Below are 23,606 nucleotides of genomic sequence, written 5' to 3' on the forward strand. Positions count from 1 at the left end.
TCCTCCGGTGTGGCTTCGACGCCGGCCGGCGAGGCGGCGTCGACCGGACCCCAGCGTATCCGCGCACGCCACGGCACCGGCGCGGTCACGTCGGGCGGGGGGCGAACCGCTGCCGGTAGGACGTCGGGGTGGTCGCGTACGTCGCGACGAAGTTCTGCCGGAACGTCACGACGCTGCTGAACCCGCACGCCGCGGCGATGCCGGTGACCGGCCAGGTCGTCGTCTCCAGCAGGCGCCGGGCCTCGTCGAGGCGCTGGGCCAGCACCCAGCGGGCGGGGGTGGTCCCGGTGACCTCGGCGAACCGGCGGGTGAAGTTGCGCCGGCTCATCCGGGCGTGGGCCGCGAGGTCGTCGACCGTGAGCCGGTGGTCGAGGTGGGCCAGCGCCCAGTCGACGGTCGGGCCGAGGTGCCCCACGCCGCCGGGCTGCGGCATCGGGCGGTCGACGTACTGCGCCTGGTCGCCGTCGCGGTGCGGGGCGACGACGAGGTGGCGCGCGACGGTCGCGGCGGCAGCCGAGCCGAGGTGGGAGCGGACGATGTGCAGGCAGGCGTCGATCGCCGAGGCGGTGCCGGCCGAGGTGAGGACGTCGCCGTGGTCGACGTAGAGCGCGGCCGGGCTGACCCGCACCCCGGGTCGCCGCCGGGCGAGCTCGTCGGCCGCGCCCCAGTGGGTGACCACGTCGCGACCGTCGAGGAGGCCGCTGTCGACCACCGGGAAGGCGCCCAGGCACAGGCCCGCGACCTGGCTCCCCCGCGCCTGCGCGGCGCGGATCCTGCCGACCAGCGCGTCCCCGGCGGGCGGCAGGTCGGTCGGCCAGGACGGCAGCACCACCAGGTCGGCGTCGTCGACCGCCTCGGGACCGCGGACGTCGTCCACCCGCGGACCCTCGGCGGTCCGGACCCCGCGGCCGTCCTGGGTCCACACGACCGGGTCCCAGCCCGCGGCCAGTCCCTGCCGGCCCACCTCGCCGAAGACCAGCAGCGGCGCGGCGAGGTGGAACATGGTGATGCCGTCGAAGGCGAGGACGGCGATCCGCATCGTTGGCCCGATCTCATCGGAAGTAGTCGTGTGCGCCACTCACGCTAGCCCGCCGTCCTTGGCGAGGGTGGAGCCAGGAACACCCACCCGCCCCGAACGGAGCCAGCCATGACCCGCCGAGCCCTCGTCGTCGTCGACGTCCAGCAGGAGTACTTCGACGGGGTCCTCCAGGTCCAGGCCCCGTCCCCGGACACGACCCTGGCCCGGACCCTGGCGGCCCTCGAGGTCGCCCGGCAGCACGGCCTGCCCGTGGTCGTCGTCCAGCACGAGCTGCCGGAGGGCGCCCCCGTCTTCGCCGTGGGCAGCGAGAGCTGGGCGCTGCACCCCGAGGTCGAGCAGCGCCTGGACCCCTCGTGGAAGCGCGTCACCAAGGACAAGGGCAGTGTCTTCGCCGGCACCGACGTCGGGCCGTGGTTGGCCGAGCAGGGCGTCGACACCGTCACGATCGCCGGCTACATGACCAACAACTGCGTCATCGCCACGGCCGTGGGGGCCGAGGAGCTCGGGATCGCCGCCGAGGTGCTCTCCGACGCCACCGGCGCCATCCACCTGGCCAACGAGGCCGGCAAGGTCTCCGCCGACCAGCTGCACCAGACCCTGCTCGTGCTCCTGCACTCCAACTTCGCCGCCGTCGCGACCACCGAGACCTGGACCGCGGCCGTCGCCGCCGGGGAGGCCCTCCCCAAGAGCGACCTGGGCACCTCGGCCGTGCAGGGCCGGGCCGCGTTCGGCGCCTGACCCGCGACGGCCCGGGGTCACCGCAGGCGCAGCGTGACGGCCCGGGGCTCGGTGAAGAAGTCACGCGAGAAGCGGCCGCCCTGGCGGCCCACGCCGCTGCGTCCCTCGCCGCCGAACGGCAGGCGCAGGTCGCGCTCGTAGAAGCAGTTGACCCAGACCGTGCCGGCCCGCCACCGCGCGGCCATCCGGTGCGCGCGGTCGAGGTCGCGGGTGAAGAGCATGCCGGCCAGTCCGTACGGCGAGTCGTTGGCGATGGCGAGCGCCTCGTCCTCGGTCCCGAAGCCCAGCACGGTCTCGACCGGCCCGAAGATCTCCTCGCGCGCCGTGCGCGACCGGTTGGTCAGGCCGTCGATGACGGTCGGCGGGTAGTACGAGCCGGCCGCGTGCTCGGGTCCCTCGAGCCGGGCGCCGCCGAGCAGCACCTCGCCGCCCTCCCGCTGGGCCAGCTCGACGTAGCCGTGCACCGTGGCGAGGTGGGTCGGCCCGACCAGCGGTCCCACGAAGGTCGTCTCCGCCTTGGGGTCGCCGACGGTGAGCGCGGCCGCCTCCGCGAGGAACCGCTCCAGGAACGCCGACCGGATGCCGTGCTGCACGAGCAGCCGCGAGCCGGCCAGGCAGACCTGGCCGTTGCCGGCGAAGCTCGCCCGGATCGCCTGCGGGACCGCGACGTCGAGGTCGGCGTCGTCGAAGACGACCGTCGCGGACTTGCCGCCGAGCTCGGCCGAGACGGGGATCAGGTGGGCCGCCGCGGCCGCCAGGATCCGCGACCCCGTGGCGCTCGACCCGGTGAACGCGATCCGGTCGACGCGCGGGTCGGAGGTGAGCGGCCCGGCGACCTCGTCGGCGCCGTGGCCCTGGACCACGTTGAGCACGCCCTCGGGCAGGCCGGCGTCCAGGGCGATCCCGGCCAGGAGCGCGGCCGTGAGCGGGGTCTGCGGCGCGGGCTTGAGCACCGCGGTGTTGCCGAAGGCGAGGGCGGGCGCCAGCTTGGAGGTCGCCAGCACGAGCGGTGCGTTCCACGGGCTGATCGCCGAGACGACCCCGGCGGGCGGGTGGAGCTGGTAGCTCAGCAGCTCGCCGTCGGGGTACGCCTCGTTCGGCGCCATCGCGGCGTAGTCGGCGTAGAACCGGAAGTTCTGGGCGACCCGGGGCAGCTCGGCCAGCCGCGCCTGGGTGATGGTCTTGCCGCTGTCGCGGGTCTCCACCATCGCCAGCTCGTCGGCGCGGGCGTCGACGCCGTCCGCGACGCGGTGCAGGACGTCGCGGCGCTCCGTGGCCGACATCCGCGGCCAGGGCCCGCTGTCGAACGCCGTGCGCGCGGCGTCGATCGCGCGGGCCGCGTCGTCGGCCGTGCCCCGCGCCACCGTCCCCAGCAGGGAGCCGTCGTGCGGGTCGTGGGTCGCAAAGGTCCTGCCGTCGGAGGCGTCCACCCACTCCGTGCCGATGAGGTGCTGCACGGTGCTGACGTCGGGGGTCATGGACTGCCACCTCGCTGGATGCTCGCCGGTGCGGGTCACTCGTCCCGAGACGGACGGCCGCGCGCCGAGGATGCCACGGCGCCGCCGCGACCGGCGAGGGCGTCGCGCAGCTGGCCGCGGACGGTGATGCCGAGCTTCGGGTAGGCGCGGTAGAGGTGGGCGCCGACGGTGCGGTGGGACAGGTAGAGCTGGTCGGCGATCTCCTTGTTCGTCAGGCCCCGGGCGGCCAGGCGGGCGACCTGCAGCTCCTGCGGGGTGAGCAGGGTGACGGGGTCCGGCCCGGCTGCCGGGCCGGGGCGGGCCGGTACGACGCCGGCGGCGCGCAGCTCCGACGCCGCCCGCTCGGCCCAGGGTCGGGCGCCCGCGGCGTCCAGCGTGTGCAGGGCCTCGGTGAGCTGCTCGCGGGCGGCCACCGTCCGCCGCTGGCGCCGCAGCCACTCGCCGTAGAGCAGCCGGGTACGGGCCAGCTCCAGCGAGGTGCCGGCCGCCCGGCCGGCGGTGACCGCCGCGTGGAAGTGCTCCTCGGCGGCGGGCCCGTCGCTCAGCAGCGCCCGGCTGCGCGCGACCAGCAGGTCGAGGTGCGCCGAGCCGAAGGCCGCCGCCGCGTGCGCGGCGGCGTCCACGACCGCGGTCACCTCGCGGGCCTTGCCCGCCCGCACGGCGGCCTCGGTCAGGTCGCCCAGCGCCCACAGCGCCACCGTGGGGTGGGCGGAGACGCGGCTCAGCTCGATCCACGCGTCCCGGTAGCGCTGGTCGGCGAGCGCGATCAGCCCCCCGGCCCACGCCTGGTCGGCGGTCACCAGCGCCAACGGCGCCCGAGCCGACAGCTCGCGGCTCCGGGCCAGGGCCTCCGTCGCCCGCGCGAGGTCCCCGCGCCAGCCCTGCGCCCGAGCCGCCACCGCGGCGGTCGCCGCAGTGCTGATCGGCAACCCCATCTCCTCGAACATCCGCAGCGCGTGCTCGGCGTCGTCCAGCGCGGGCACCAGCCGGCCGAGCACCAGTCCGGTGGTGGCCCGACCCCGCAGCGCCTGGCACTCGTCGTTGTGGAACCCGGTGCGGCGCGCCAGCTCCGTGGCGCTGCCCCAGATCCGGTGCGCCGTCGGCACGTCCTGCAGCGACTCCGCGGCCAGCGCGAGGATCTGCTGGCCCAGGAGGTCCTCGGACAGCGCGGACGCCAGGCGGCCGAGGTGGGGCCGGACCTCAGCGGCGCGGCCGACGGGGTCGAGCAGGGCCAGGGCCATGTGCCGCGGGGCGGGGTCACCGCCGGCCAGGTCGATCGCGACGAGCTCAGCCTCGACCGCGCGTCGTTCGGCGTCCGGCAGGGCCCGGCCGAAGCACTCGATGGCGGCACCCCACAGCAGCGCGACCCGCTCCCGCGGGTGCTCGTCCCCGCCGGGTCCGGCGAGGCGGCGGGCGAGCGCGACCAGGTCGCCGGCACTGGGACCCGGCGTGCCGGCGGTGTTGCTGAGCAGCAGCCGCGTCGTCGAGAGCTGGACCAGCACCGCCGCGTCGGTGGCGTACGGGAGGGCCTCCTCCAGCACGCTCGTCGCGACGGCGGTCGCCCCGGCCCGGCGCGCGGTCTCGGCCGCGGCGGCCAGCCGCCTGACGCGTTCCGCGGGGTCCGGGGACAGCGCGGCCGCTCGCCGGAGGGCGGCGACGGCCTCGGGCTGGGCACCCCGTCGGCGTGCCTCCTCGGCGGCGTCCTCGAGGACGGCGGCCACCTCCTCGTCGCGCTCGTAGGCGGCCGCGGCCCGGTGCCAGGCGGCTCGGCTGGGGTCGGCCGTCACGTCGGCGAGGGCGCGGTGCACCGCGGCACGCTCCGCGGTGGTCGCGGCCCCGCACACCGCCGACCGCACGAGGGGGTGTCGGAAGACCAACCGGTCGCCGGCCACCGACACCAGTCCCGCTCGTTCGACCGGGTCCAGGTCGGCCGGGGTGATCCCGAGGCGGCGTCCGGCCGCGAAGAGCTCGCTGAGCGCGGCGTCGTGGGCGGTGGCCGCGAGGAGGAGCATCCGGCCGCTCGCCGGGGGCAGCAGGGCAGCGGTGCCGAGGAAGGCATCCTCCAGGCGCCGGGTGGTCGGCAGCAGCCCGGACGACCGCAGCGCCTCCTCGTCGTCGTGGGCGCTGACGGCCGACGCGAACTCCCGCAGCGCCAGCGGGTTGCCACCGGCCTCGGCCAGGACGCGCCGCCGCGCCGTGCTGCTCAGCCGCACCGGCAGGGCGTCCAGCAGCGCGCCGGCCGCCTCCGGCTCCAGCGGCCCGAGCTGGATCCGGGTCAGCGGCAGCCCGGGCAGCGGGTCGTCGGTGGCGTCGGCGCCGCCGGTGCGCACGCTGACCAGCAGCAGGATCGGGGCGTTGCTCAGGCGGCGGGCCAGGAAGGTGAGGGTCTCGACGGTGGAGCTGTCGAGCCACTGCAGGTCCTCCACCACGAGGACCAGCCGTTGCTTCGAGGCCACCTCCTCCAGCAATCCGAGCACGGCCAGGTAGATGAGCAGCCGCTCCGGGGCGGGCCCGTCGGCCAGCCCGAACGCCGTCGACAGCGGCGCGTTGCCGCGGGGGCAGCAGCGCGACCTGGTCGAGCACCGGGTGCAGCAGCTCGTGGAGACCGGCGAACCCGGCAGTCGTCTCGCTCTGCACCCCGGTGCACCGCAGCTCGCGGAAGCCGGCGTCGACGGCCAGCGCGGCGGCCGCGCCCATCAGCGCGGTCTTCCCGATCCCCGCGTCACCCTGGACGACGGCCGCCTGGCCGCGGTGGGCCACCTCGGCCACCAGCCGCGCCACGGCGGCCAGCTCGGCGGCCCGACCGATCACGGCTGCCCCGCCGGTGCGGGCCGGGAGGCGCGGGGGCAGTCATCTGACCGATGTGCTGCGACACGTGGGGGCGGGAGGCTGGGCGAGCACGCAGGACCGCGTGCTGCGACCGAGAGGACCCACCCCGTGACCGAGCCCCTGAAGCCCGTGCTGGAGGCACCCGCACAAGCGTTCAGCGACGCCAATGCCAGTCCTCCGTTCCTGTACCAGCTCTCCCCGGAGGAGGGCCGGAAGATCGTCGACAGCGTACAGAGCGACCCGCCCCCGGTGCTGCGGGACGCCGACGTCTCCGACCTGACCATCGACGGTGGTCCGACCGGGTCGATCCGGGTCCGGATCGTGCGCCCGCCGGGCGCCACCGGCGTGCTCCCGGTGATCCTCTACGTGCACGGGCTGGGCTGGGTGTACGGCGGCCCCCAGACCCACGACCGGCTGGTCCGTGAGCTCGCCGTCGGCGCCCAGGCGGCGGTCGTGTTCCCCGACTACGACCTCGCCCCGGAGCACCGGTACCCCACCCAGGTCGAGCAGGTGTACGCCGTGGCCGACTGGATCGCGATGAACGGCCCCGAGCAGAGCCTGGACCCCGCCCGGATCGCCGTCGCCGGCGATTCGGTGGGCGGCAACATGGCCGCCGTCACCACCTTGCTGGCCAAGCAGCGCGGGGGCGTGTCCTTCGTCGGCCAGCTGCTCTACTACCCGGTCACCGACGCCGACTTCGAGACCGGTTCCTACCACCAGTTCGCCGAGGGGTACTTCCTCCCGCGCGCCGGCATGCAGTGGTTCTGGGACCAGTACACGACCGACCCGGCGCAGCGGGCCGAGATCACCGCCTCGCCGCTGCGCGCCACGCTGGAGGACCTCGCTGGGCTCCCGCAGGCGCTGGTCATCGTCGGTGAGGCCGACGTGCTCCGCGACGAGGGCGAGGCCTACGCCGCCAAGCTCCGCCAGGCCGGCGTACCGGTGACCACCGTGCGCTACGCCGGCATCGTGCACGACTTCGTCGGGCTCAACCCGCTGCGGCACACGTTCGCCGCCGAGGCGGCCATCAACCAGGGCATCGCGTTCCTGCGCGGCGTCCTCGGCACGGACTGACGACGTGGCGGACGCGGCGGAGCTGCTGCACCGCATGCTCGGGGAGGTGTTCAACGAGCCCGACGCGGGGCGGCGGTCGGCGGTGATCACGGAGCTGTTCAGCGACGACGTCGTCTTCACCGACCCGGAGCGCACCGTGGTCGGGCGCGACGACCTGGCCACCACGGTCACCGGCCTGCTCGCGGGTGGCCCGGGACTGGTCTTCAGCCACAGCGGACCGTTCCGCGGCGCGGGTGACCTGGGGATGCGGCCGTGGTCGCTCGGACCGCCCGGGGCCGACCCGGTCGCCGGCGGTCTCGACGTCGTCCTGGTCAGCGACGGCCGGATCGCCCGGCTCTGGACGGTGCTCGACGCCTGACCGGCGGGCTCGTCGTCGTCCCGGAGGCGCCCGGGACGGCGGCGAGCCACCGACCGTCGCCACGTGAGTCAACGTGCTGATGCGTGCGGGGGGCGGGTCCTCCTAGCGTGCCGGGCATGACTGCGATCCACACCCCCTCACCGCGGTGGTCGCGCGATGACCGGCCTGGCCCTGCGCTGCGTCGCCGACTGGGCGGTGGACCCGGTGACCGCGGACCGGCTCTGGGACCTGGGGCTCGACGCCGTCCGGGCCTGACTCGGCCGGCGGCGGACGACGACGCCCCGGGTACGGAGCGGCGACGCGCGGCGGAGCATGAGCCACGATTGCGGTCATGGCAGAGTTCGAGGGGTGAGGACCAGCTGGACGGCGGCGCCGGTCTGGCTCAAGCTCCTCTGCATCGTGGGTGTGCCGTGGTTCGTAGGCTTCGTCGCGCTCGGGCTCCCGCTCCTCTTCCGTGAGGGTCCAGGCCTGCCGCTCCTGGTGCTCGGCGGCCTGGGAGTCGGGCCCTGGGCGGTCGTCGCCCTGGACCTGTACCAGCGCTCCGAGCACTGAGGAGCGCTGTCCCTCGTGGAAGGCGCGACCGAGCTCCTCGTCGACGTGGCTGTGCGAGTCAGAGCCGAGGTAGCGGGTCGTGAGGCCCCGGCGCGACCCCGGTCTCGAGGAAGACGATGTACCTCTGCAGGTCCGTGGCCAGCTCCGTTGCTGTGTACTGCACGTAGGCAGTCGCGGCGCTGGCCATGGCCGAGCGTTCGGCAGGTGTGTAGCCGCCGATCGGGCGGCAACGGAAGAGGCGGTCGGAGAGGTCGTCGGGCAGCTCGGGGCGCGGCCCGGTGAGGGCGCGGACCATGGCATCGACGAGCGGCTGACGCGAGTGCCGCTCTCGCCACCACCCACGCACGAGCTCTGGCGTCCAGTGGTCGTGGCCGTCGTCTGCATACCCGCGGAACGGGTCGGACTCCGCGGCGTCGAGCAGCGCCTCCACCTCCTGGTCCGTGCGCGGTTGCCGCCAGACGAAACCGCAACCCTCGTGGTCGTAGAGCAGGGACGCCGGCGCCAGGGCAGGCCCGTCGCAACACGTATCGGTAGCGGCGCCGTAGAACCGACCGGGTGAGCTCAGCGGGTGCCGCTCATCCCATCGCCCGCAGAACAGCTCTCGCGGAGCCGTTCCACCGTGACGGTCGACCAGCTCGAGGCTGCGAGCGATCCAGTCCACGGCACCAGGCTAGGCGCGGCGCAGGACGTCCTCGGTCGACTGTCGTTCCTCGGTCACCATCGCAGTATCGCCGGGCCGGATTGGGCGATGGTGGGCGCAGCCGGGCCGGCCTGGCCGGGCGCTCGTCACCCGGCGACGACGAACAGCGACGGGTGCCTCAGCGCTGACCCCTGCGGCTGAGCAGCCACAACACGAGCGCCACCAGGGCCACGACCCCGACCAGCTCGAACACGCCCACACCGGACATGCGCACACGGTACGGGGGCCCGAGCCTGGACGGCGAGATCACCTCGGGCGGACCGGGTCGGTGGGCGCGGCCCGCACCGCGACTCCCCGGAGCCCCGGCGCCTTGGCGATCACCCGGAACCCGATGTCCGCGTCGACGTCGCCGGGACGCAGCCGGAACGTCAGGCCGTCCGCGCCGGGGACGACGTCGGAGCGCACGAACCACCGGTAGGAGAACGTCACCCCGGAAGCCGGCGTGAAGGTGCCGGGGTCGGCCGTGAGGGTGCCACCGACGACCGGCTTCCCGGTGATCCTCGGCCGGGTCGTTGACCGGACACGTGGGACGGACGTCGCCGCCTCGCTCGTCGACCACAGCTCGGTGCCGAAGAGCTCGTCGTTGGTGGAGAAATAGAGGACCCCACCGGCGCTGACCAGGTACGACGGGACGTTGCCGTAGCCGCCGCCGGCCACGTCGTTCACGTCCACGACCAGCTCGGTGCCCTCGGCGGTGCCGTCGGTGCGCCAGAGCCCGCCGCCCGTCTCGTCGCCGTACGCCGAGAAGTAGAGCCGGTCCTGGTGCACGGTGAGGTCGTAGGGGCCCGAGCCGCCGGGCTCGTCGTCGACGGACCTGGCCGTGTTGATGTCGGCCACCAGGCGGGTGTCCTCAGCGGTGCCGTCGGTGCGCCACAGCTCGCGTCCGACGCGGCCGTTGCCGGCGGAGAAGTACGCCGTCCCCTCCCAGACGGTGACGGGGCTGGGGTCGGAGCCGTCGACGCCGTCGTCGACCGTGACCGGGTCGAGGTCGGCGACGAGGTGCGTGCCCTCGGCGGTGCCGTCGCTGATCCACGGCTCCTCACCGGTGGTCCCGTCGTCGGCGGAGAAGAGCAGGGAGTCGCCCAGGACACCGAGGGGCTCGAGGCCGGCGAAGGGGGCCGGGGGCTCGTCGTCGTCGGGGTTCTCGTCGGGCTCGTAGGCGTCGAAGGCACCGGGGGTGATGTCCTCGACCAGCCGGGTGCCGTCCTCGGTGCCGTCGGAGACCCACAGCTCGTTGCCGTGGGTCTCGTCGGTGGCGGCGAAGAAGACCCGGTCGCCCACCGCGGTCAACAGGAGCGGGCGGGACCCGTCCGCCCCGGGTCGGATGTCGGCGACGAGGCGGGTGCCCTCCTCGGTGCCGTCCGAGGACCACAGCTCCCTCCCCGTCTCGACGTCGTCCATCACGAAGAGGAGCGTGTCGCCGACGGCCGTCAGGCTGCGGGGGGCGCTCTCGCTGCCCGCACCGGGGCGCGACACGACGACCGAGGTGCCCTCGGGCGTCCCGTCCGATCGCCACAGCTCGGACCTGGACTCGTCGCCGGTGACGAAGAACAACGTGTCGCCGACCGCGGTGAGCTGACGGGGACCGTCGAAGCCCTCCGTGCGAGCGGCGTCGGTCAGGTCGACGACCATCCGTGTCCCGGCGGCGGTGGCGTCGGTGCGCCACAGGTCGTGCCCGGCGCGGTCGTCGCCCCGGAAGTAGAGGACGCCGTCCATCTCGGTGAAGACGACGTCGGGTCCGTCCTCGTCCTCGTCGAGGACTGGGGCCACACGGGCCAGGGGCGCGACAGCCGACCCGTCGGTCACCCAGAGCCCGGACCGGCCGCCGTAGGCGGAGAAAACCAGCCGGTCGCCGACCGCGACGCCGTCCGACGGGAAGGACCCGGCGGTGCCGGTCTCGATGTCGGTCAGCATGGCCGCGTCGCCCACGGCGACCTCGGGCGGGCTCGGTGCCTCCGTGCCGGCAGGCGTCGGCACCGGGCCGGACGAGGGCCCGGACGACGGCTCGGCGTCGGCGCTGCACGCCGCCACCGCGCACAGGATCCCGATGAGCACCGCCACCGGCGCTCGCGTGCGAGGGGGACGGACGGTCTTCGACATGGGCACCTCACTGTCAGGGGGCCACGGTACGTCCCGGGGCCGCTCGGCGGGGACGGCTGCTCCCCGGATGGCCGGCTCAGGAGAGGAGGGTCGGGACCAGCGTCCGGTCCTCGACCGACCACTCGTAGTACGCCGGGCCACCGGACGGGCTGTCGTCGATCCTGGTGACCAGGTGGGCGCCGGCGTCCGTGGTGTAGGTCTCGAAGTAGGGACCCTCGCCGGCGAACTGGCCGAGCACGACGTCGTCGTCCGGTTCGGGGAGGTAGAGCTCGCCGTCGTCCAGCACCGCGAGGAAGGTGTTCACGTGCTCGCCGCCACTCTGCGTCACCAGGTAGCCGATGCCGGCGTCGCCGAGGTCGACCGTGACGTCGTAGATCCAGCCCTCGGCGCTCGTGGGCAGCTCGACGGAGAACTTCTCCTCCGCGGCCGTCGTGACGCGGAGGTGGGTGCCGTCGGAGGACGCGCTGCTGCTGTCGGCGAAGACGGTGTCGCGGGGGAACGGGACCCGGTTCATCTCGTCCTTGGCGCCGAGGTCGTCGACGGTGCGCGACGACGTGCTCGCTGCGGTCTCGGGGTCGGTCTCCGGCACGGTGTCCGGTTCGGGCTCGGGCACCGGCTCGCCGGTGTCGGTCTCCGGGGAGGTGGTGTCCGCAGGCGCCGAGGACCGGGGCGAGGCGGCGCGGTCCACAGCCTCGCGGCCGTCGGCACCGTCGCCGGCGGTGTCGTCGCCGCAGCCGGTGAGGCCCAGGGCCAGGACGGCCACGGCGAGGGAGGAGGTGATCGCGGCGCGGCCGCGCTGGCGGGAGGGGAGGGAGAGGTTCATGCCAACTCCGACGCCGGTCGGCGGTGGAAAGTTATCCACGCGACCGGCCGGCGCCGCGAACCGGCCCTACTCCGCGGTGTAGCCGAACTCCGTGAGGTCGAAGTCGAAGGTCGTCGCGGTGTCGGTGGTCTCGACCACGGTGACCGGGACCTCGCGGGCGACGTCGTCGATGGTGGCGGCGCAGGTGCTGGTGGCATCCACCTCGTCGTCGATCTCCTCGCACGACTCGACGGTGCCGGTGATCTGGTTGCCCGCGAGGAAGTCCTCGAGCGCGGACTTCACGGTCTCGGTGGGGACCTTGCCGTCGTCGGCGAAGGTGGAGTCGTCCCCGTCGTCGTCGGCGTTGGAGCAGGCCGCGACGGACAGGACGAGCGGGAGGCTCGCCAGGGCGAGGAGGAGGCGGGGGTGACGGTTCACGGGTGACCTTTCTCGGAGTACGCCGCGGACGCGGCCACTCACGGTAGGGGCGCGCCCGACGATCCAGAGGGGCATTCCCGCAAAACCGGTGGGGTGGGCTAGCCCCGACCGGCGGGGCGGAAGGCGTCGCCGTCGAGCAGGGGTACGACGTCGCTCACCCCGACCTGCGCCGCGACCCGGACGTCGTCGGCGAACCCCTTGGCCGCCAGCTCGCGCCCCGACGCGCACCCGAGCAGCGACGACTCGACGTCGCCCGCGACCGCGCGCCACGCGTCGACGGCGAGCCGCGCCTCGGGCGACAGGTCGTCGGGCCGGCCCATGGCCGCCAGCACTGCGCCCGCGCCCCAGAGGTCCTCGACGGCCGGGCGCAGGGACCCGTCGGGCCACCGCTCCCCCGCGGCCACCACCGCCACGGTCGCCCCGCGCGGCAGCCACCGGCCCACCGCGGCCGCGTCGCGCAGGCTCGCACCCACGACGGTGCAGCCGGCCCCGGCCAGCCGGAACGAGATGGCCGACCCGTTGGGCGACGGCAGCACGATCCGCTCCACGTCGCGCGCTGCCGGCGCCAGCAGCGACGCCGGCGAGAGGCTCACGCCGCCCTGCCCGAGCCGGGCCTCGAACCGCCCGACGGCTAGCACCGCGTCGCGCTCGGCGGCGTACGACGCGGCGCGGTCGTCCTGCCAGCGGTAGGGGTGGACGGTCATCCCGCGGCCGAGCGCGACGTCGAGCGTCGTGGTGAACGACAGCACGTCGACGACCACGGCGACGTCGGCCCCGGCCGCGACGGCGTCGGCGCCGGTCGGCCCCCACTCGAGCCGGACGGCGTAGGACCCCTGGGTGTGCGCGGGGTCAGTCGCGGACACGCACCACCGACTTGCCGAGCGTGCGCCGCTCGTCCATGTCGACCAGCGCCTGCCCGAACTCCGCCAGCTCGTAGACCTTGCCGACCGGCGGCCGGACCGACCCGTCGTCGATCATCGGCACCAGCCGCGCCCACTGCTCCTGCATGTAGCCGGGCCTGGTCATCGCGAACGCGCCCCAGCCGACCCCGCGGACGTCGACGTTGTTGAGCAGCAGGCGGTTGACCTTGACCTCGGGGATGCCGGCGCCGGAGGCGAACCCCAGCACCAGGAGGCGGCCCTGGGTCGAGAGCGAGCGCAGCGAGTCGGTGAAGGCCGGCCCGCCGACGATGTCGGCCACCACGTCGACGCCGGCACCCCCGGTCAGCCCCTGGACGGCGTCGCGGAACCCGTCGAGCAGCACCACGTCGTCGGCCCCGGCCGCACGCGCGGTCGCCTTCTTCTCCTCCGTGCTGACCACGCCGATCACCCGGGCGCCCATCCCCTTGGCCACCTGGACCGTCGCGGTGCCCAGGCCGCCGGCGGCGCCGTGCACCAGCACCGTCTCCTCTGCCCGCAGCCCGCCGCGCTCGTGGAGGGCGAACTCCGCGGTCAGGTAGTTCATCGGCAGCGCCGCGCCCTCGTCGTACGACGTGGCGTCGGGCAGCGCGAAGACGAACATCGCCGGCACGACCACCCGCTCCTGGGCGTTGCCCCACGGCATCACCGCGGCCACCCGCTGGCCGGTCTCGAACGCCGACCCGTCGGGCGCGCGGACCACCGTGCCGGCGACGTCGACGCCGAGGCTGAACGGCGGCTCGGGCTTCATCTGGTACTCGCCCCGGCTGAGCAGCAGGTCCGGGAACGACACCCCGACGCGGTGGACCTCGATCAGGACGTCGTCGGCCCCGGGCGTGGGCTCCGCGACCTCGGTGACGACGACGTCGAGCGGACCGGTGGGCGTGACGACCTGGACTGCGCGCATGCCCGCCATCCAACCAGCGTCGGGGTCGGGCCGGGGCACGTCCTAGCCGGGCGCCTTGAGCTGCGCCAGCTCGAAGTGCATCGGGTCGGTGTAGGCCCAGTCACCGCCCCAGGCGAAGCCCCAGTACTTGAAGATCGCCACGACCTCGCGGTCCATCTCGCCGACCGTGCCGCGCAGGTTGCCCGGCACGTTGAAGTCGAGGGCCAGGCCGAAGGAGTGGTTGGACAGCGTCGTCGATCCCGCGATGTAGCGGGGGTAGTAGCAGCCGGCGTACTCGTCGGGGTCGATCTCGTCGGCCAGCCCGCGGGTGACGACCTCGGCGAGCGCGGCCTTGAGCTGCGGCATCAGGTACTTGTTGCACGTGACCGAGCCGAGGATCGGCACCACCTCGGTGACGATGTGCTCGCGCACCCACGCCGGGTCGGGGGCGATCCGCCCGTCGCCGGTGGGCGTGTAGTTGAAGACGCCGACGGCGTCGGCGAAGTCACCGACGAGCACGGCCGACTCGAAGGCGCCCGGGTCGAGGCCGTAGCGGGCGACGGCGTCGAGGTTCTGGATCGAGGCGTCCTGGCCGACGATCTCGGCGATCGGCTGCTTCAGCGACTCGGGCGCGGTCTGCCCGGTGCTGACCAGCAGCGCGTTTCCGGGCACCATGCCGAGGGCCTCGCCGCGCAGCGTGTTGACGACGAGGTCGACCTTCTCCGGCGCCTCGGCCAGGGCGCCCAGGTGCACCTGGCCGCCGCCCTCGGTGCTCAGCGCGAGGTAGCCCTGGTCGTCGACCGGCACCTTCTTCGCCAGGTCGGGCGCCACGGCGACCTCCCCGGCCGCCACCCGCTCCCAGGCCTCCTGGAAGTCGGCGTGGGTGGTGAACAGGCGGTACTCCGCGGGGTCGACGGCCGCGACGTTGTAGACCTTGTTCTCCATCGCCACGTTGGCCAGCGAGATCGTGGTCGTCGCCACCACGCCGTCGAGCGCCTCGACCTGCTCGACGAGGTCGGGGTCGAGCGTGCCCTCGCCGGCGATCATGATGTCGGCGACGCTGACCTGCTCGGTACGCCGGCCGGGTGCGTCGACGGCGTACGCCGGGTCGAGCGCGTCGGGGTCGGCCGCGGGCGTCGCGGTGTCGGCGTCGGGGTTCGCGTCGGGGTCGGCCTCGCGGGTCGCGCCGGCCTCGGTGGCGTCGGAGCCGCCCGGGGCGGGGTCGCCGGAGCACGCGGTCGCCACCAGCACCGCCGCGACCGCGGCGGCCGCTCCAGCGCGCGACAACCTCATGGCTCCTCCTCCCCTCCCGTCAGGGTAGAGGGACGTCGCAACGCCGGTGCCGGTTCCGGATCAGCGCAGCACGCGCGCGGCGATCCAGGCGATGTCGTCGGCGGTGGCCGCGGGTGGGGCGGTCGGCTGCATCACGTGGCTCAGCACGACCCGCACCACCATGTCGATGGCCGCGTCGAGCCGGGCTGCGTCGAGCGGGACGCCGTACGGCGCGATCCGCTCGCCGATGACCGTCTTGGCGGCGACCAGCAGCGACTCGGCGTGGGTCGTCAGCAGGGGGAGCAGCTCGGTGTCGGCGCCGTGCGTGGCCGAGACCACGGCGTGCAGGAGGTGGTTGTCCTGGGCGTGCTCCAGCACCGTGCGCGAGGCCTGGCGGATCGCGTCGACCAGGTCGGTCGGGTGGGCGTCGAAGGCGACCTCGACGACGCCGAGGAACCGCTCGAGCTCGCCGAGGATCATCGCCTCGGCCAGGCCGGACTTGGTGCCGATCTCGTTGTAGACCGTCTGCCGGCTGACGCCGACGTGGTCGGCGAGCTTGGCCATCGTGACCTGCGCCCACCCGACCTCGGCCGTGAGCCGCACGGCGGCGTCGACGATGCGCTCGCGCGTCGTCCCGGCCGCCGTCTGCTGCATGCCACCAGCGTAGGCAGGAGGGGTTCAGCCCGTGAGGGTGAGGGCCAGCACGGGGCAGGCCTGGGTGGCGGCGTGCACGTGGCCGCGGTCGGTGTCGGGCACGTCCTCGCGGACGACGTGCAGCTCGTCGTCGCCGTCGGCGGACTCCGCAAGCTCGAAGTAGTCCGAGGCCATCGCCTCGCACATGCCGAGGCCCTCGCACCGGTCGCGGTCGACGACGATCCGGGCGGCCACGTCAGGCGTCCTGCTTCTCGACGGCGACGAAGTCGACCTTCTCGCGCACCCCGCAGTCGGGGCAGCACCAGTCGTCGGGGATGTCCTTCCAGGCGGTGCCGGCGGCGAAGCCCTCGAGCTCGTTGCCGACCTCGACCTCGTAGGTGTAGCCGCACCCGGGGCAGCGGGCGGCGAGCACCTCCTCGGCGGCGGCGGCCGCGGCGGCCGCGAGGGCGGCGTCCTCGGCGGCGATCCACTCGGCCTCGAGCACGTGGGCCGGGCGCGGGTAGCGGGCGAGGTACCTCTCCCGGCGGTTGGGCTGCACGTTGGCGAGCGTGACGTCGCCGCCGAAGTGGTCGACGACGCGCTGGTCCATCGCCCTGCGGAACAGCGGCGGGACCAGCGCCAGCACGATCATCCCGGCGTAGCCGGTGGGCAGCACCGGGCTCTCCTCGAAGTCGCGCAGCGTCTGGTAGCGCCGGGTCGGGTTGGCGTGGTGGTCGCTGTGGCGCTGCAGGTGGTACAGCAGCACGTTGGTGGCGATGTTGTTGGAGTTCCACGAGTGCGACGGGTCGACGCGCTCGTAGCGCTGCCGGTGCCCGGCGCCGACCTTCTGGCGCAGCATCCCGTAGTGCTCCATGTAGTTGACGACCTCGAGCAGCGAGAAGCCGATGACGGCCTGGACCACCAGGAACGGCACGACCTCGACCCCGAGCCAGGCGACCAGCCCGCCGAAGAGCACCGCCGACATCAGCCAGGCGTTGAGCACGTCGTTGCCGAGGTGGAAGGGGTGGGTCTTCTTGCGGGCGTAGCGCTTCTTCTCCAGGTGCCAGGCGCTCCGCAGCGAGCCGACGACGGTGCGCGGCCAGAACGCGTAGAAGGTCTCGCCGAGGCGGGACGACGCGGGGTCCTCGGGGGTGGCGACGCGCACGTGGTGGCCGCGGTTGTGCTCGATGTAGAAGTGGCCGTAGAAGCTCTGCGCCAGCGCGATCTTCGACAGCCAGCGCTCGTTGGCCTCCCGCTTGTGGCCGAGCTCGTGGGCGGTGTTGATGCCGATCCCGCCGATGCACCCGATGGAGACGGCCAGGCCGACCTTGTCGAGCAGGGTCAGCTCACCGAGCCCGAAAGGCGCCCCGCGGGCGATGACGTACAGCGCCAGCACGAACCCGGCGTACTGGATGGGCAGGAAGAGGTAGGTGATCCACCGGTAGTAGCGGTCCTTCTCCAGCGCCTCGATCGCGTCGTCGGGCGGGTTGGTGCGGTCGAGCCCGGCGACCAGGTCGATCGCCGGCACCAGGCCGAGGATGACGATCGGGCCGATCCAGAACCAGACGCCCCACCCGGTGGCCGCCCACATGCCGCCGGCGACGAACGCCAGCGACGGGACCACGAGCCCGATCAGCCAGAGGTAGCGCTTGCCGTCCCTCCAGCCCTCGGTCGAGCTCTGCGACACCGTGCTGTGGCGGATCGTCTCCATGCTGCCTCCTGCGTCCGTGCGGGTTTACAGAACCGTAGGGGTTGTAAACCGTCTTGACAAGAGGTCGCCGTTTGTAAAGCGGCCGGGGCGGCGATGGGCGCAGCTGTAACTCACCGTCCGGTGCGCTTCCCCGCCGATCTACGGGCGGGTAAGTGCGCCGAACGGTGAGTTACTTGCGACCGGCCGCCCGCCCGCCTACCCCACCTACCGCGCCAGCTCCACCAGGTCGCGCAGCTCGGCGGCGCCGGCGACGCCGTCGAGCTCGTCGAGGCGGGCGTCGAGGTCGTCGAGGGTGACGCCCCGCTCGGCGTACGGCGACGCGCCCTTGAGCAGCTGCGCCAGGTCGGCGGCGACCGTGGCCAGTCGCAGCGCGTCGGACGGCTCGCCGTCGGGGTCGGCGGCGACCAGCCCGACCTCCGCCTCGGCCGGCTCGGCCTCGCCGGAGCCGGGTCCGGTCAGCTGCCACAGCAGGGACGCCGTGCCGATGGGGTCGCCGGGCGCGACGCCGTCGGCGAGCACCACCTCGTACAGCGCGGTGGCGTGGTGGCCCGACCCGAGCTCGCCGGCGTCGACGCCGAGGTCGGTGAAGTCCTCGTCGGCGAGGTCGCGGTTCTCGTAGCCAATCAGCCGGTACGACGACACGACCTCGGGGTCGAACGACACCTGCGCCCGCGCCTCGGCGGCCACCGGCACGAGGGTGGTGGTGAGCTCCTCGGCGAAGACCTGCTCGGCCTCGTCGTAGGTGTCGACGTAGGAGTAGAAGCCGTCGCCGAGGTCGGCCAGCTGCTCCATCAGGTGGTCGTCGTAGTTGCCCATCCCGAAGCCGACCGTGACCAGGTTGATCCCGTCGCGGCCCTCGCGGGCGATGGTGTCGGTGATCGACCCGGGACCGGTCGCGCCGATGTTGGCGACGCCGTCGGAGCAGAGGACGACGAGGTTGACGGCGTCGGGGTCGTAGGCCGTGCGGGCCTGCTCGTACCCGAGCCGAAGGCCGGCCTCCAGGTTGGTGCCGCCGCCGGGCTGCAGCTCCTCGACCGCGGCGAGGATCGCCTCGGTGTCGCGCACCGGCGTCGGCTCGAGGATCGGCTGGGCGTCGTCCTCGAAGGAGACCACCGAGACCGTGTCGTCGTCCTCGAGCCGGTTGGCGAGCAGGGCCAGGGACGACTGCACCAGGCCGAGCCGGTTGCGCACGTCCATGCTGCCGGAGCGGTCGACGACGAGGGTGACGTTGACCCGCGGCCGGTCGGCCGGGTCGACCTCGCGGGCGCTGACGCCGACCCGCACCACCTGGGTGCCGTCGTCGAGGGTCGGCGCGAGGCCCGACTCGGCGACCAGGCCGAGGTCGGCGTCCTCCGGCGGCGGGTCGTCGTACGGGACGGCGTTGACCCACTCCTCGGGGCGCACCGACGCGGCCGGCACCGGGTAGCCGTCGCTGAGCAGGGCGCGGGCGACGCCGAGCGAGCCGGTGTCGACGTCGAGGGCGAACGTCGACAGCGGGTCCTCGGTCGTCGGCACGAACCCGTTGACGCCCGGGTCGACGAAAGTGTTGTCCTCGTCGGGGTCGGGCACGTCGGGCGTCTCCGGCCCCCCGGGCGCCTCGGCGGCCGACGGTGCCGGGGCGGCGGCGTACTCCTCCTGCGTCGTCTCGTAGTCGTCGTAGTACTCCTGGGCATCGACGTCGCCCGCCGAGGGGCTGGCGTCGACGTCGTCGCCGCTGCAGCCCGCCAGGGCCAGTCCGGTGGTCAGGGCCAGGACCGCGAGTCCCGCCAGCCTGCTCGTCGTCCGTGGTGTGGTCATGCGGCATGGGACGGGCCGGGGCCACCTGTGGTTCCGGTCGCCCCGACCAGCCACAATGGGCGCCATGTCCGACCCGGCCCCGATGGCGCGCTTCGACGCCGACGAACCGGACGCCGACGACGGGCGCGAGCGCCACGTCGTGTGGCGCGCCCTCAAGCGGGTCCGCGTGGTGATCGTGCTGCTGCCGCTCGTCGCCGGGCTGCTGGTGGTGGCCGGCATCGGCGCGAACAAGCTGTGGGCCGACCTCCCCGAGCGCGGGACGGTGTCGCCCGACGTCACCTGCTGGGACAAGGAGGTCCGCCCGGCCGACCAGTGCCCCGAGCCGTCGGGCGTGTTCGGCCTGCGGTGGGTCTTCCCGAGCTTCCGGCCCGACGACTCGCGCTGCGAGCGGATCGCCCGCAGCCGTCGCGACGAGGCACGCCCCCTCGAGTTCGCCTGCTCCTACAGCTTCGACCAGCGCCCGATCACGGTGACCTACAGCGTCCGGACCTCGCTCGAGCAGGGCCTGGCGTTCCTCCGGCGCCGCTACGACGCCGAGCCCCGGCCCGAGGCCGACGGGGAGCGCCTGGTCTTCGCCGTCAGCTCCGACACCGGCGTGCACGTGACCACGGTCGCCTACGCCGACTACCCGTTCGCGGTCACCGTGGAGGCCCCCGAGCCGGGGCTGCGCGACGACGCGCTCGCCGAGCTGGTCGACTTCCGCCCCGCCGACGAGCTGCTCTTCCGCAAGCGCCCCGTCGAGTAGGAGCGAGGGGCCAGCGGCCGCCCGGACCTAGCCGCGCACCGCGGCGGCGACCGCCTTGGTCACGTCGGGGTGGAAGACGCTGGGGATGATGAAGCTCTCGTTGAGCTCGTCGTCGCCGACCACGTGCGCGATGGCCCGGGCCGCGCGCAGCAGCATGTCGATGGTGATCTCGCTGGCGCGGGCGTCGAGCAGGCCCCGGAAGACGCCGGGGAAGGCGAGCACGTTGTTGATCTGGTTGGGGTAGTCGGACCGGCCGGAGGCGACCACGGCGGCGTACTTCCCGGCCTCGGCCGGGTCGACCTCGGGGTCGGGGTTGGCCAGCGCGAAGACGACCGCCTGGTCGGCCATGTCGGCGATCCACTCGGCGGGGAGGATCCCGGGGGCGCTGACCCCGATGAAGACGTCGGCGCCGTGCAGCGCGTCGTGCAGGTCGCCGGTGACGCCGCGCGGGTTGGTGGTGGCGGCCAGCTGCTGCTGGGCCGGGGAGAGGCCGTCGAGGTCGGGCACCAGGCACCCGACCCGGTCGACCACGACGACGTCGGTGACCCCGGCGGCGACCAGGAGCGTGACGATCGCGGTACCGGCGGCCCCGGCGCCCGAGACCACCACGCGGGCGCGCGGGAGCTCCTTGCCGACCACCCGCATCGCGTTGGTCAGCGCGGCCAGGACGACGATCGCCGTCCCGTGCTGGTCGTCGTGGAAGACCGGGATGTCGAGGCTCTCGCGCAGCCGCTGCTCGATCTCGAAGCAGCGCGGCGCGGCGATGTCCTCCAGGTTGATCCCGCCGAAGCCGGGCGCGATCATCTCCACGGCCTTGACGATCTCGTCGGTGTCCTGGGTGGCCAGGCAGATCGGCCAGGCGTCGATGCCGGCGAACCGCTTGAACAGCGCCGCCTTGCCCTCCATCACCGGCAGCGCCGCGCCGGGCCCGATGTTGCCCAGGCCGAGCACCGCCGAGCCGTCGGTGACCACGGCGACGGAGTTGCCCTTGATGGTGAGGCGGCGGACGTCGTCGGGGTTGTCGTGGATCGCCATGCTCACCCGGCCGACGCCGGGGGTGTAGGCCATCGAGAGGTCGTCGCGGTTCTTCAGCGGCACCTTGGAGGACACCTCGATCTTGCCGCCGATGTGCAGCAGGAACGTGCGGTCGCTGACCTTGTAGACCTCGACGCCCTCGACGGCGTCGGCCGCCGCCTCGAGCTCGGTCGCGTGGCTGGCGTCGCCGGCCGAGCAGGTGACGTCGAGCACCAGCCGGGCGTGGCTCGACTCGGCGACGTCGATGGCGGTCACGATGCCGCCGGCCGCGGAGATCGCCGTGGCGACCGCGCCGACGACGCCGTGGTCGGGCGCCGTGTGCAGGCGCATGGTGATCGAGTACGACGACGTGGTGGCAGGTCGGGACACGACGGTCACCTTGTCACCGCGGGGCGGTGACGCGCGAGTAGGCGTGGGCTAGTGCGTGGGCTAGTGCGTGGGCTAGTGCGTGCCCTGGACGCCGAGGTGGGTCAGCAGGTTCTTGCCGAACCGGTCGCCCATCTGCGCGATCACCCCGCGCATCGCGGTGCGCACGGCACCGCCCGACAGCCGGGGCAGCGGCAGGTCGACGCAGATCTCCATGCTCGTCTCGAGCACGACGCCGGAGCCGTCTGGGGCGTCGGAGAGGGCGTACCAGCCGTGCACGCCGGCCCGCTCCTTCTGGCCGGGCGGCGGGTCGTGGGTGAACTCGATCCGCTTGCCCTCCTCCAGCGTCATCCGCTCGGTGAAGGTCGCGCTGAACCCCTTGCCCATGATCGAGATGCCGCTCAGGTGCCAGATCCAGTGGTCGCCGCCGTCGGTCGTGATCGAGGCGACGAACGGGGTCAGCCGGGCCACCAGCGCGGGGTCGGTGAGCGCGTCCCAGACGCGGGCGCGCTCGACCGGCACGAGTGCCTCGGCCGTGGCGGAGGAGGAGAAGATCGCCACCGCTCAGCCCCCCAGGGCCTTCTCGATGTCGGCCGCGATGTCGGCGGGCTCGGTGTTGGAGCCGTAGCGCTCGATCACGGCGCCGTCCCTCCCGACGAGGAACTTGGTGAAGTTCCACGGCACCCGCTTGCCGAGCGTCCCCCGCTTCTCCCGGGTCAGCCACTGGTACAGGGGGTGGGCGTTCTTCCCGTTGACGTCGATCTTGCTCATCATCGGGAAGGTGACGCCGTAGTTCTTCTCGCAGAACGCGCCGATCTCGGCCTCGGACCCCGGCTCCTGGTGCAGGAACTGGTCGCAGGGGAACCCCAGCACGACGAGCCCCTGGTCGGCGTACTGCTCGTGGAGCCGCTGCAGCCCGGCGTACTGCGGGGTGAACCCGCACTTGGAGGCGGTGTTGACCACGAGCACCACCTGGCCGGCGTACGCCGAGAGCTCGACGGGCTGCCCGTCGAGCGTCGTGGCGCTGAAGTCCTTCAGGGAGGTCATGGCGCCGATCCTCTCAGGCGCGGCCTCACCCGGGCGGGTTGTCCGGATCGACGGGACGACGCCTCAGCACCAGCGCCAGCGCGGCGAGCAGCACCACGTCGGCGAACAACGTGAGCGCGACCAGCAGGCCCGCGCCCTGCTCGCCCTCGACGCGGTAGCGCGACGGGTCGTCGGGGACGACGCGCACCGCCACCGTCTCCTCGGACTCCGCGCGCTCGAGCGCCTCCTGGCCGACCGCCGACTGCCAGGTGCTCCGGTCGGGGTCGACGTCGTCGGTGAACCGGAACTCGACGAGCCCGCCGTCGCCGTCCCGGTCGCGGGTCCCGGTGACCTCCGCGGTCACGTCGACGCCGTCGCGGTCGACCTGCCGGTCCACCCAGGCGCCGTGCAGGAGCGGGAGGTTGACCACCACCAGCAGGGCCACGACGACGAGCGCACCGCGGCGGTGCCTCACCGGCCCCACGGGCGCCACCCGTCGGCGTACGCGATCTCGGCGAGCGGACGACGGGTGCGCTCGCGGTCGTCCCGCTCGCGGTCGCGCTCGGGCACCTCGCCCGGGTCGCCACGCACGCCGACGGCGATGCCGGCCAGCAGCCGCACGTGGTCGGGGACGCCGAGCGCCGTCGCGGCGCCGGCCTTGTCGAAGCCGCCGAACTGGTGGGTGTGCAGCCCCATCGCCCGGGCCTGCAGGGTCACGTGCGCCGCCGCCTGGCCGAGGTCGTAGCGCGCCGTGTCGGGGTCCTTGACGTCGACCACCTCGCACCCGCCCACCAGCACCAGCGACGCGCGCGGCACCCAGCCGGCGTTGCCCCGGCTCAGGTGCGGGACGAACGCCGCGTGCGCGGCGCTCCCCCGCGGGGCGACCACGAACCGCCACGGCTGGCTGTTGCCGCTGCTCGGCGCCCACCGCGCCGCCGTCAGCAGCGTCGCGACGTCGCCGGGCTCGAGCACGTGGTCGGCGTCGAAGACGCTCGGGCTCCAGCGCGAGCGCAGCGGCTCGGCCAGCGGCTCGGCTCCGGGCATCGGCGCGTGGGACACGCGCGGAAGTCTGTCAGGGCACGACACCGGAAACGGGGTCCGCCCGGAGAA

24 protein-coding genes are annotated in these 23,606 nt (G+C 74.0%); 5 read left to right on the plus strand and 19 right to left on the minus strand.

Translation table 11 applies throughout. The annotated features are described in order from the left end of the window. Positions 1-85: 85 nt before the first annotated feature. Positions 86-1,039, minus strand: coding sequence for a GlxA family transcriptional regulator (locus AC4MBH_RS15245; protein ID WP_491795763.1), 954 nt, complete (start codon positions 1,037-1,039; stop codon positions 86-88). 108 nt (positions 1,040-1,147) lie between these two features. Between AC4MBH_RS15245 and AC4MBH_RS15250 the strand changes: the two genes are divergently transcribed. Then, on the plus strand, positions 1,148-1,777 hold the full coding sequence (locus AC4MBH_RS15250; RefSeq protein WP_491795764.1) for an isochorismatase family protein: 630 nt from the start codon (positions 1,148-1,150) through the stop codon (positions 1,775-1,777). Positions 1,778-1,794: 17 nt separating this feature from the next. On the opposite strand, the gene AC4MBH_RS15255 is transcribed toward AC4MBH_RS15250, so the two are convergent. Both AC4MBH_RS15255 and AC4MBH_RS15260 read right to left on the minus strand, forming a co-directional pair. After that, positions 1,795-3,255: an aldehyde dehydrogenase gene (locus tag AC4MBH_RS15255; protein ID WP_491795765.1), complete on the minus strand. Its 1,461-nt coding sequence runs from the start codon at positions 3,253-3,255 to the stop codon at positions 1,795-1,797. Positions 3,256-3,290: 35 nt separating this feature from the next. Beyond that, a complete protein-coding gene (locus AC4MBH_RS15260; protein WP_491795766.1) occupies positions 3,291-5,732 on the minus strand; it encodes a LuxR C-terminal-related transcriptional regulator in 2,442 nt (813 codons plus the stop codon). A 460-nt stretch (positions 5,733-6,192) separates the two neighbouring features. Here AC4MBH_RS15260 and AC4MBH_RS15265 point away from each other — a divergent pair, with 460 nt between their 5' ends. The 3 genes from AC4MBH_RS15265 (at position 6,193) to AC4MBH_RS15275 (ending at position 8,068) form a co-directional block, all read left to right on the plus strand. Further along, entirely contained in the window at positions 6,193-7,158 is a 966-nt protein-coding gene (locus AC4MBH_RS15265) for an alpha/beta hydrolase (protein ID WP_491795767.1), read from the plus strand. A 4-nt stretch (positions 7,159-7,162) separates the two neighbouring features. Next, complete coding sequence (locus AC4MBH_RS15270) at positions 7,163-7,516, plus strand: nuclear transport factor 2 family protein (protein WP_491795768.1); 354 nt, start codon at positions 7,163-7,165, stop codon at positions 7,514-7,516. A gap of 348 nt (positions 7,517-7,864) precedes the next feature. Further along, the gene (locus AC4MBH_RS15275) at positions 7,865-8,068 is read left to right on the plus strand and encodes a hypothetical protein (RefSeq protein WP_491795769.1); all 204 of its coding nucleotides are present in this window, start codon (positions 7,865-7,867) and stop codon (positions 8,066-8,068) included. A gap of 58 nt (positions 8,069-8,126) precedes the next feature. Here the strand turns inward: AC4MBH_RS15275 and AC4MBH_RS15280 are convergent, their stop codons facing one another. The 11 genes from AC4MBH_RS15280 to AC4MBH_RS15330 form a co-directional block, all read right to left on the minus strand. Beyond that, on the minus strand, positions 8,127-8,729 hold the full coding sequence (locus AC4MBH_RS15280) for a hypothetical protein (RefSeq protein WP_491795770.1): 603 nt from the start codon (positions 8,727-8,729) through the stop codon (positions 8,127-8,129). A 285-nt stretch (positions 8,730-9,014) separates the two neighbouring features. Continuing rightward, a complete protein-coding gene (locus AC4MBH_RS15285; RefSeq protein WP_491795771.1) occupies positions 9,015-10,868 on the minus strand; it encodes an ELWxxDGT repeat protein in 1,854 nt (617 codons plus the stop codon). A gap of 76 nt (positions 10,869-10,944) precedes the next feature. Then, positions 10,945-11,691: a hypothetical protein gene (locus AC4MBH_RS15290; RefSeq protein ID WP_491795772.1), complete on the minus strand. Its 747-nt coding sequence runs from the start codon at positions 11,689-11,691 to the stop codon at positions 10,945-10,947. Positions 11,692-11,757: 66 nt separating this feature from the next. After that, a complete protein-coding gene (locus tag AC4MBH_RS15295) occupies positions 11,758-12,108 on the minus strand; it encodes a hypothetical protein (protein ID WP_491795773.1) in 351 nt (116 codons plus the stop codon). Positions 12,109-12,206: 98 nt separating this feature from the next. Next, positions 12,207-12,971 carry a 2-phosphosulfolactate phosphatase gene (locus tag AC4MBH_RS15300; protein WP_491795774.1) on the minus strand — a complete coding sequence of 255 codons (765 nt, stop codon included), beginning with the start codon at positions 12,969-12,971 and terminating at the stop codon, positions 12,207-12,209. Next, complete coding sequence (locus AC4MBH_RS15305) at positions 12,958-13,932, minus strand: NADPH:quinone oxidoreductase family protein (protein ID WP_491795775.1); 975 nt, start codon at positions 13,930-13,932, stop codon at positions 12,958-12,960. The genes AC4MBH_RS15300 and AC4MBH_RS15305 overlap by 14 nt, the downstream gene beginning before the upstream one ends. Before the next feature lie 42 nt (positions 13,933-13,974). After that, positions 13,975-15,204: a M15 family metallopeptidase gene (locus AC4MBH_RS15310; RefSeq protein ID WP_491795776.1), complete on the minus strand. Its 1,230-nt coding sequence runs from the start codon at positions 15,202-15,204 to the stop codon at positions 13,975-13,977. Positions 15,205-15,264: 60 nt separating this feature from the next. Continuing rightward, positions 15,265-15,837 (minus strand): TetR/AcrR family transcriptional regulator, encoded by a 573-nt coding sequence (locus tag AC4MBH_RS15315; protein WP_491795777.1) that lies wholly within the window; start codon positions 15,835-15,837, stop codon positions 15,265-15,267. Between the two features lie 24 nt (positions 15,838-15,861). After that, positions 15,862-16,071: a ferredoxin gene (locus AC4MBH_RS15320; protein WP_491795778.1), complete on the minus strand. Its 210-nt coding sequence runs from the start codon at positions 16,069-16,071 to the stop codon at positions 15,862-15,864. A gap of 1 nt (position 16,072) precedes the next feature. Further along, complete coding sequence (locus tag AC4MBH_RS15325; RefSeq protein WP_491795779.1) at positions 16,073-17,527, minus strand: fatty acid desaturase; 1,455 nt, start codon at positions 17,525-17,527, stop codon at positions 16,073-16,075. Between the two features lie 204 nt (positions 17,528-17,731). Then, positions 17,732-19,324 carry a vWA domain-containing protein gene (locus AC4MBH_RS15330; RefSeq protein ID WP_491795780.1) on the minus strand — a complete coding sequence of 531 codons (1,593 nt, stop codon included), beginning with the start codon at positions 19,322-19,324 and terminating at the stop codon, positions 17,732-17,734. Positions 19,325-19,388: 64 nt separating this feature from the next. Here AC4MBH_RS15330 and AC4MBH_RS15335 point away from each other — a divergent pair, with 64 nt between their 5' ends. After that, a complete protein-coding gene (locus AC4MBH_RS15335; protein WP_491795781.1) occupies positions 19,389-20,069 on the plus strand; it encodes a hypothetical protein in 681 nt (226 codons plus the stop codon). Positions 20,070-20,096: 27 nt separating this feature from the next. Here the strand turns inward: AC4MBH_RS15335 and AC4MBH_RS15340 are convergent, their stop codons facing one another. The 5 genes from AC4MBH_RS15340 to AC4MBH_RS15360 form a co-directional block, all read right to left on the minus strand. Beyond that, positions 20,097-21,434 (minus strand): NAD-dependent malic enzyme, encoded by a 1,338-nt coding sequence (locus AC4MBH_RS15340; RefSeq protein ID WP_491796146.1) that lies wholly within the window; start codon positions 21,432-21,434, stop codon positions 20,097-20,099. A 111-nt stretch (positions 21,435-21,545) separates the two neighbouring features. Further along, complete coding sequence (locus AC4MBH_RS15345; protein ID WP_491795782.1) at positions 21,546-22,031, minus strand: SRPBCC family protein; 486 nt, start codon at positions 22,029-22,031, stop codon at positions 21,546-21,548. Positions 22,032-22,034: 3 nt separating this feature from the next. Further along, a complete protein-coding gene (locus AC4MBH_RS15350; RefSeq protein ID WP_491795783.1) occupies positions 22,035-22,517 on the minus strand; it encodes a glutathione peroxidase in 483 nt (160 codons plus the stop codon). Positions 22,518-22,542: 25 nt separating this feature from the next. Further along, complete coding sequence (locus AC4MBH_RS15355) at positions 22,543-22,971, minus strand: hypothetical protein (RefSeq protein ID WP_491795784.1); 429 nt, start codon at positions 22,969-22,971, stop codon at positions 22,543-22,545. Continuing rightward, the gene (locus AC4MBH_RS15360) at positions 22,968-23,555 is read right to left on the minus strand and encodes a nitroreductase family protein (RefSeq protein ID WP_491795785.1); all 588 of its coding nucleotides are present in this window, start codon (positions 23,553-23,555) and stop codon (positions 22,968-22,970) included. Before AC4MBH_RS15360 ends, AC4MBH_RS15355 begins: the two co-directional genes overlap by 4 nt. Positions 23,556-23,606 lie beyond the last annotated feature (51 nt).

The sequence above is a fragment of the Nocardioides sp. WJ219 genome, assembly GCF_058559815.1.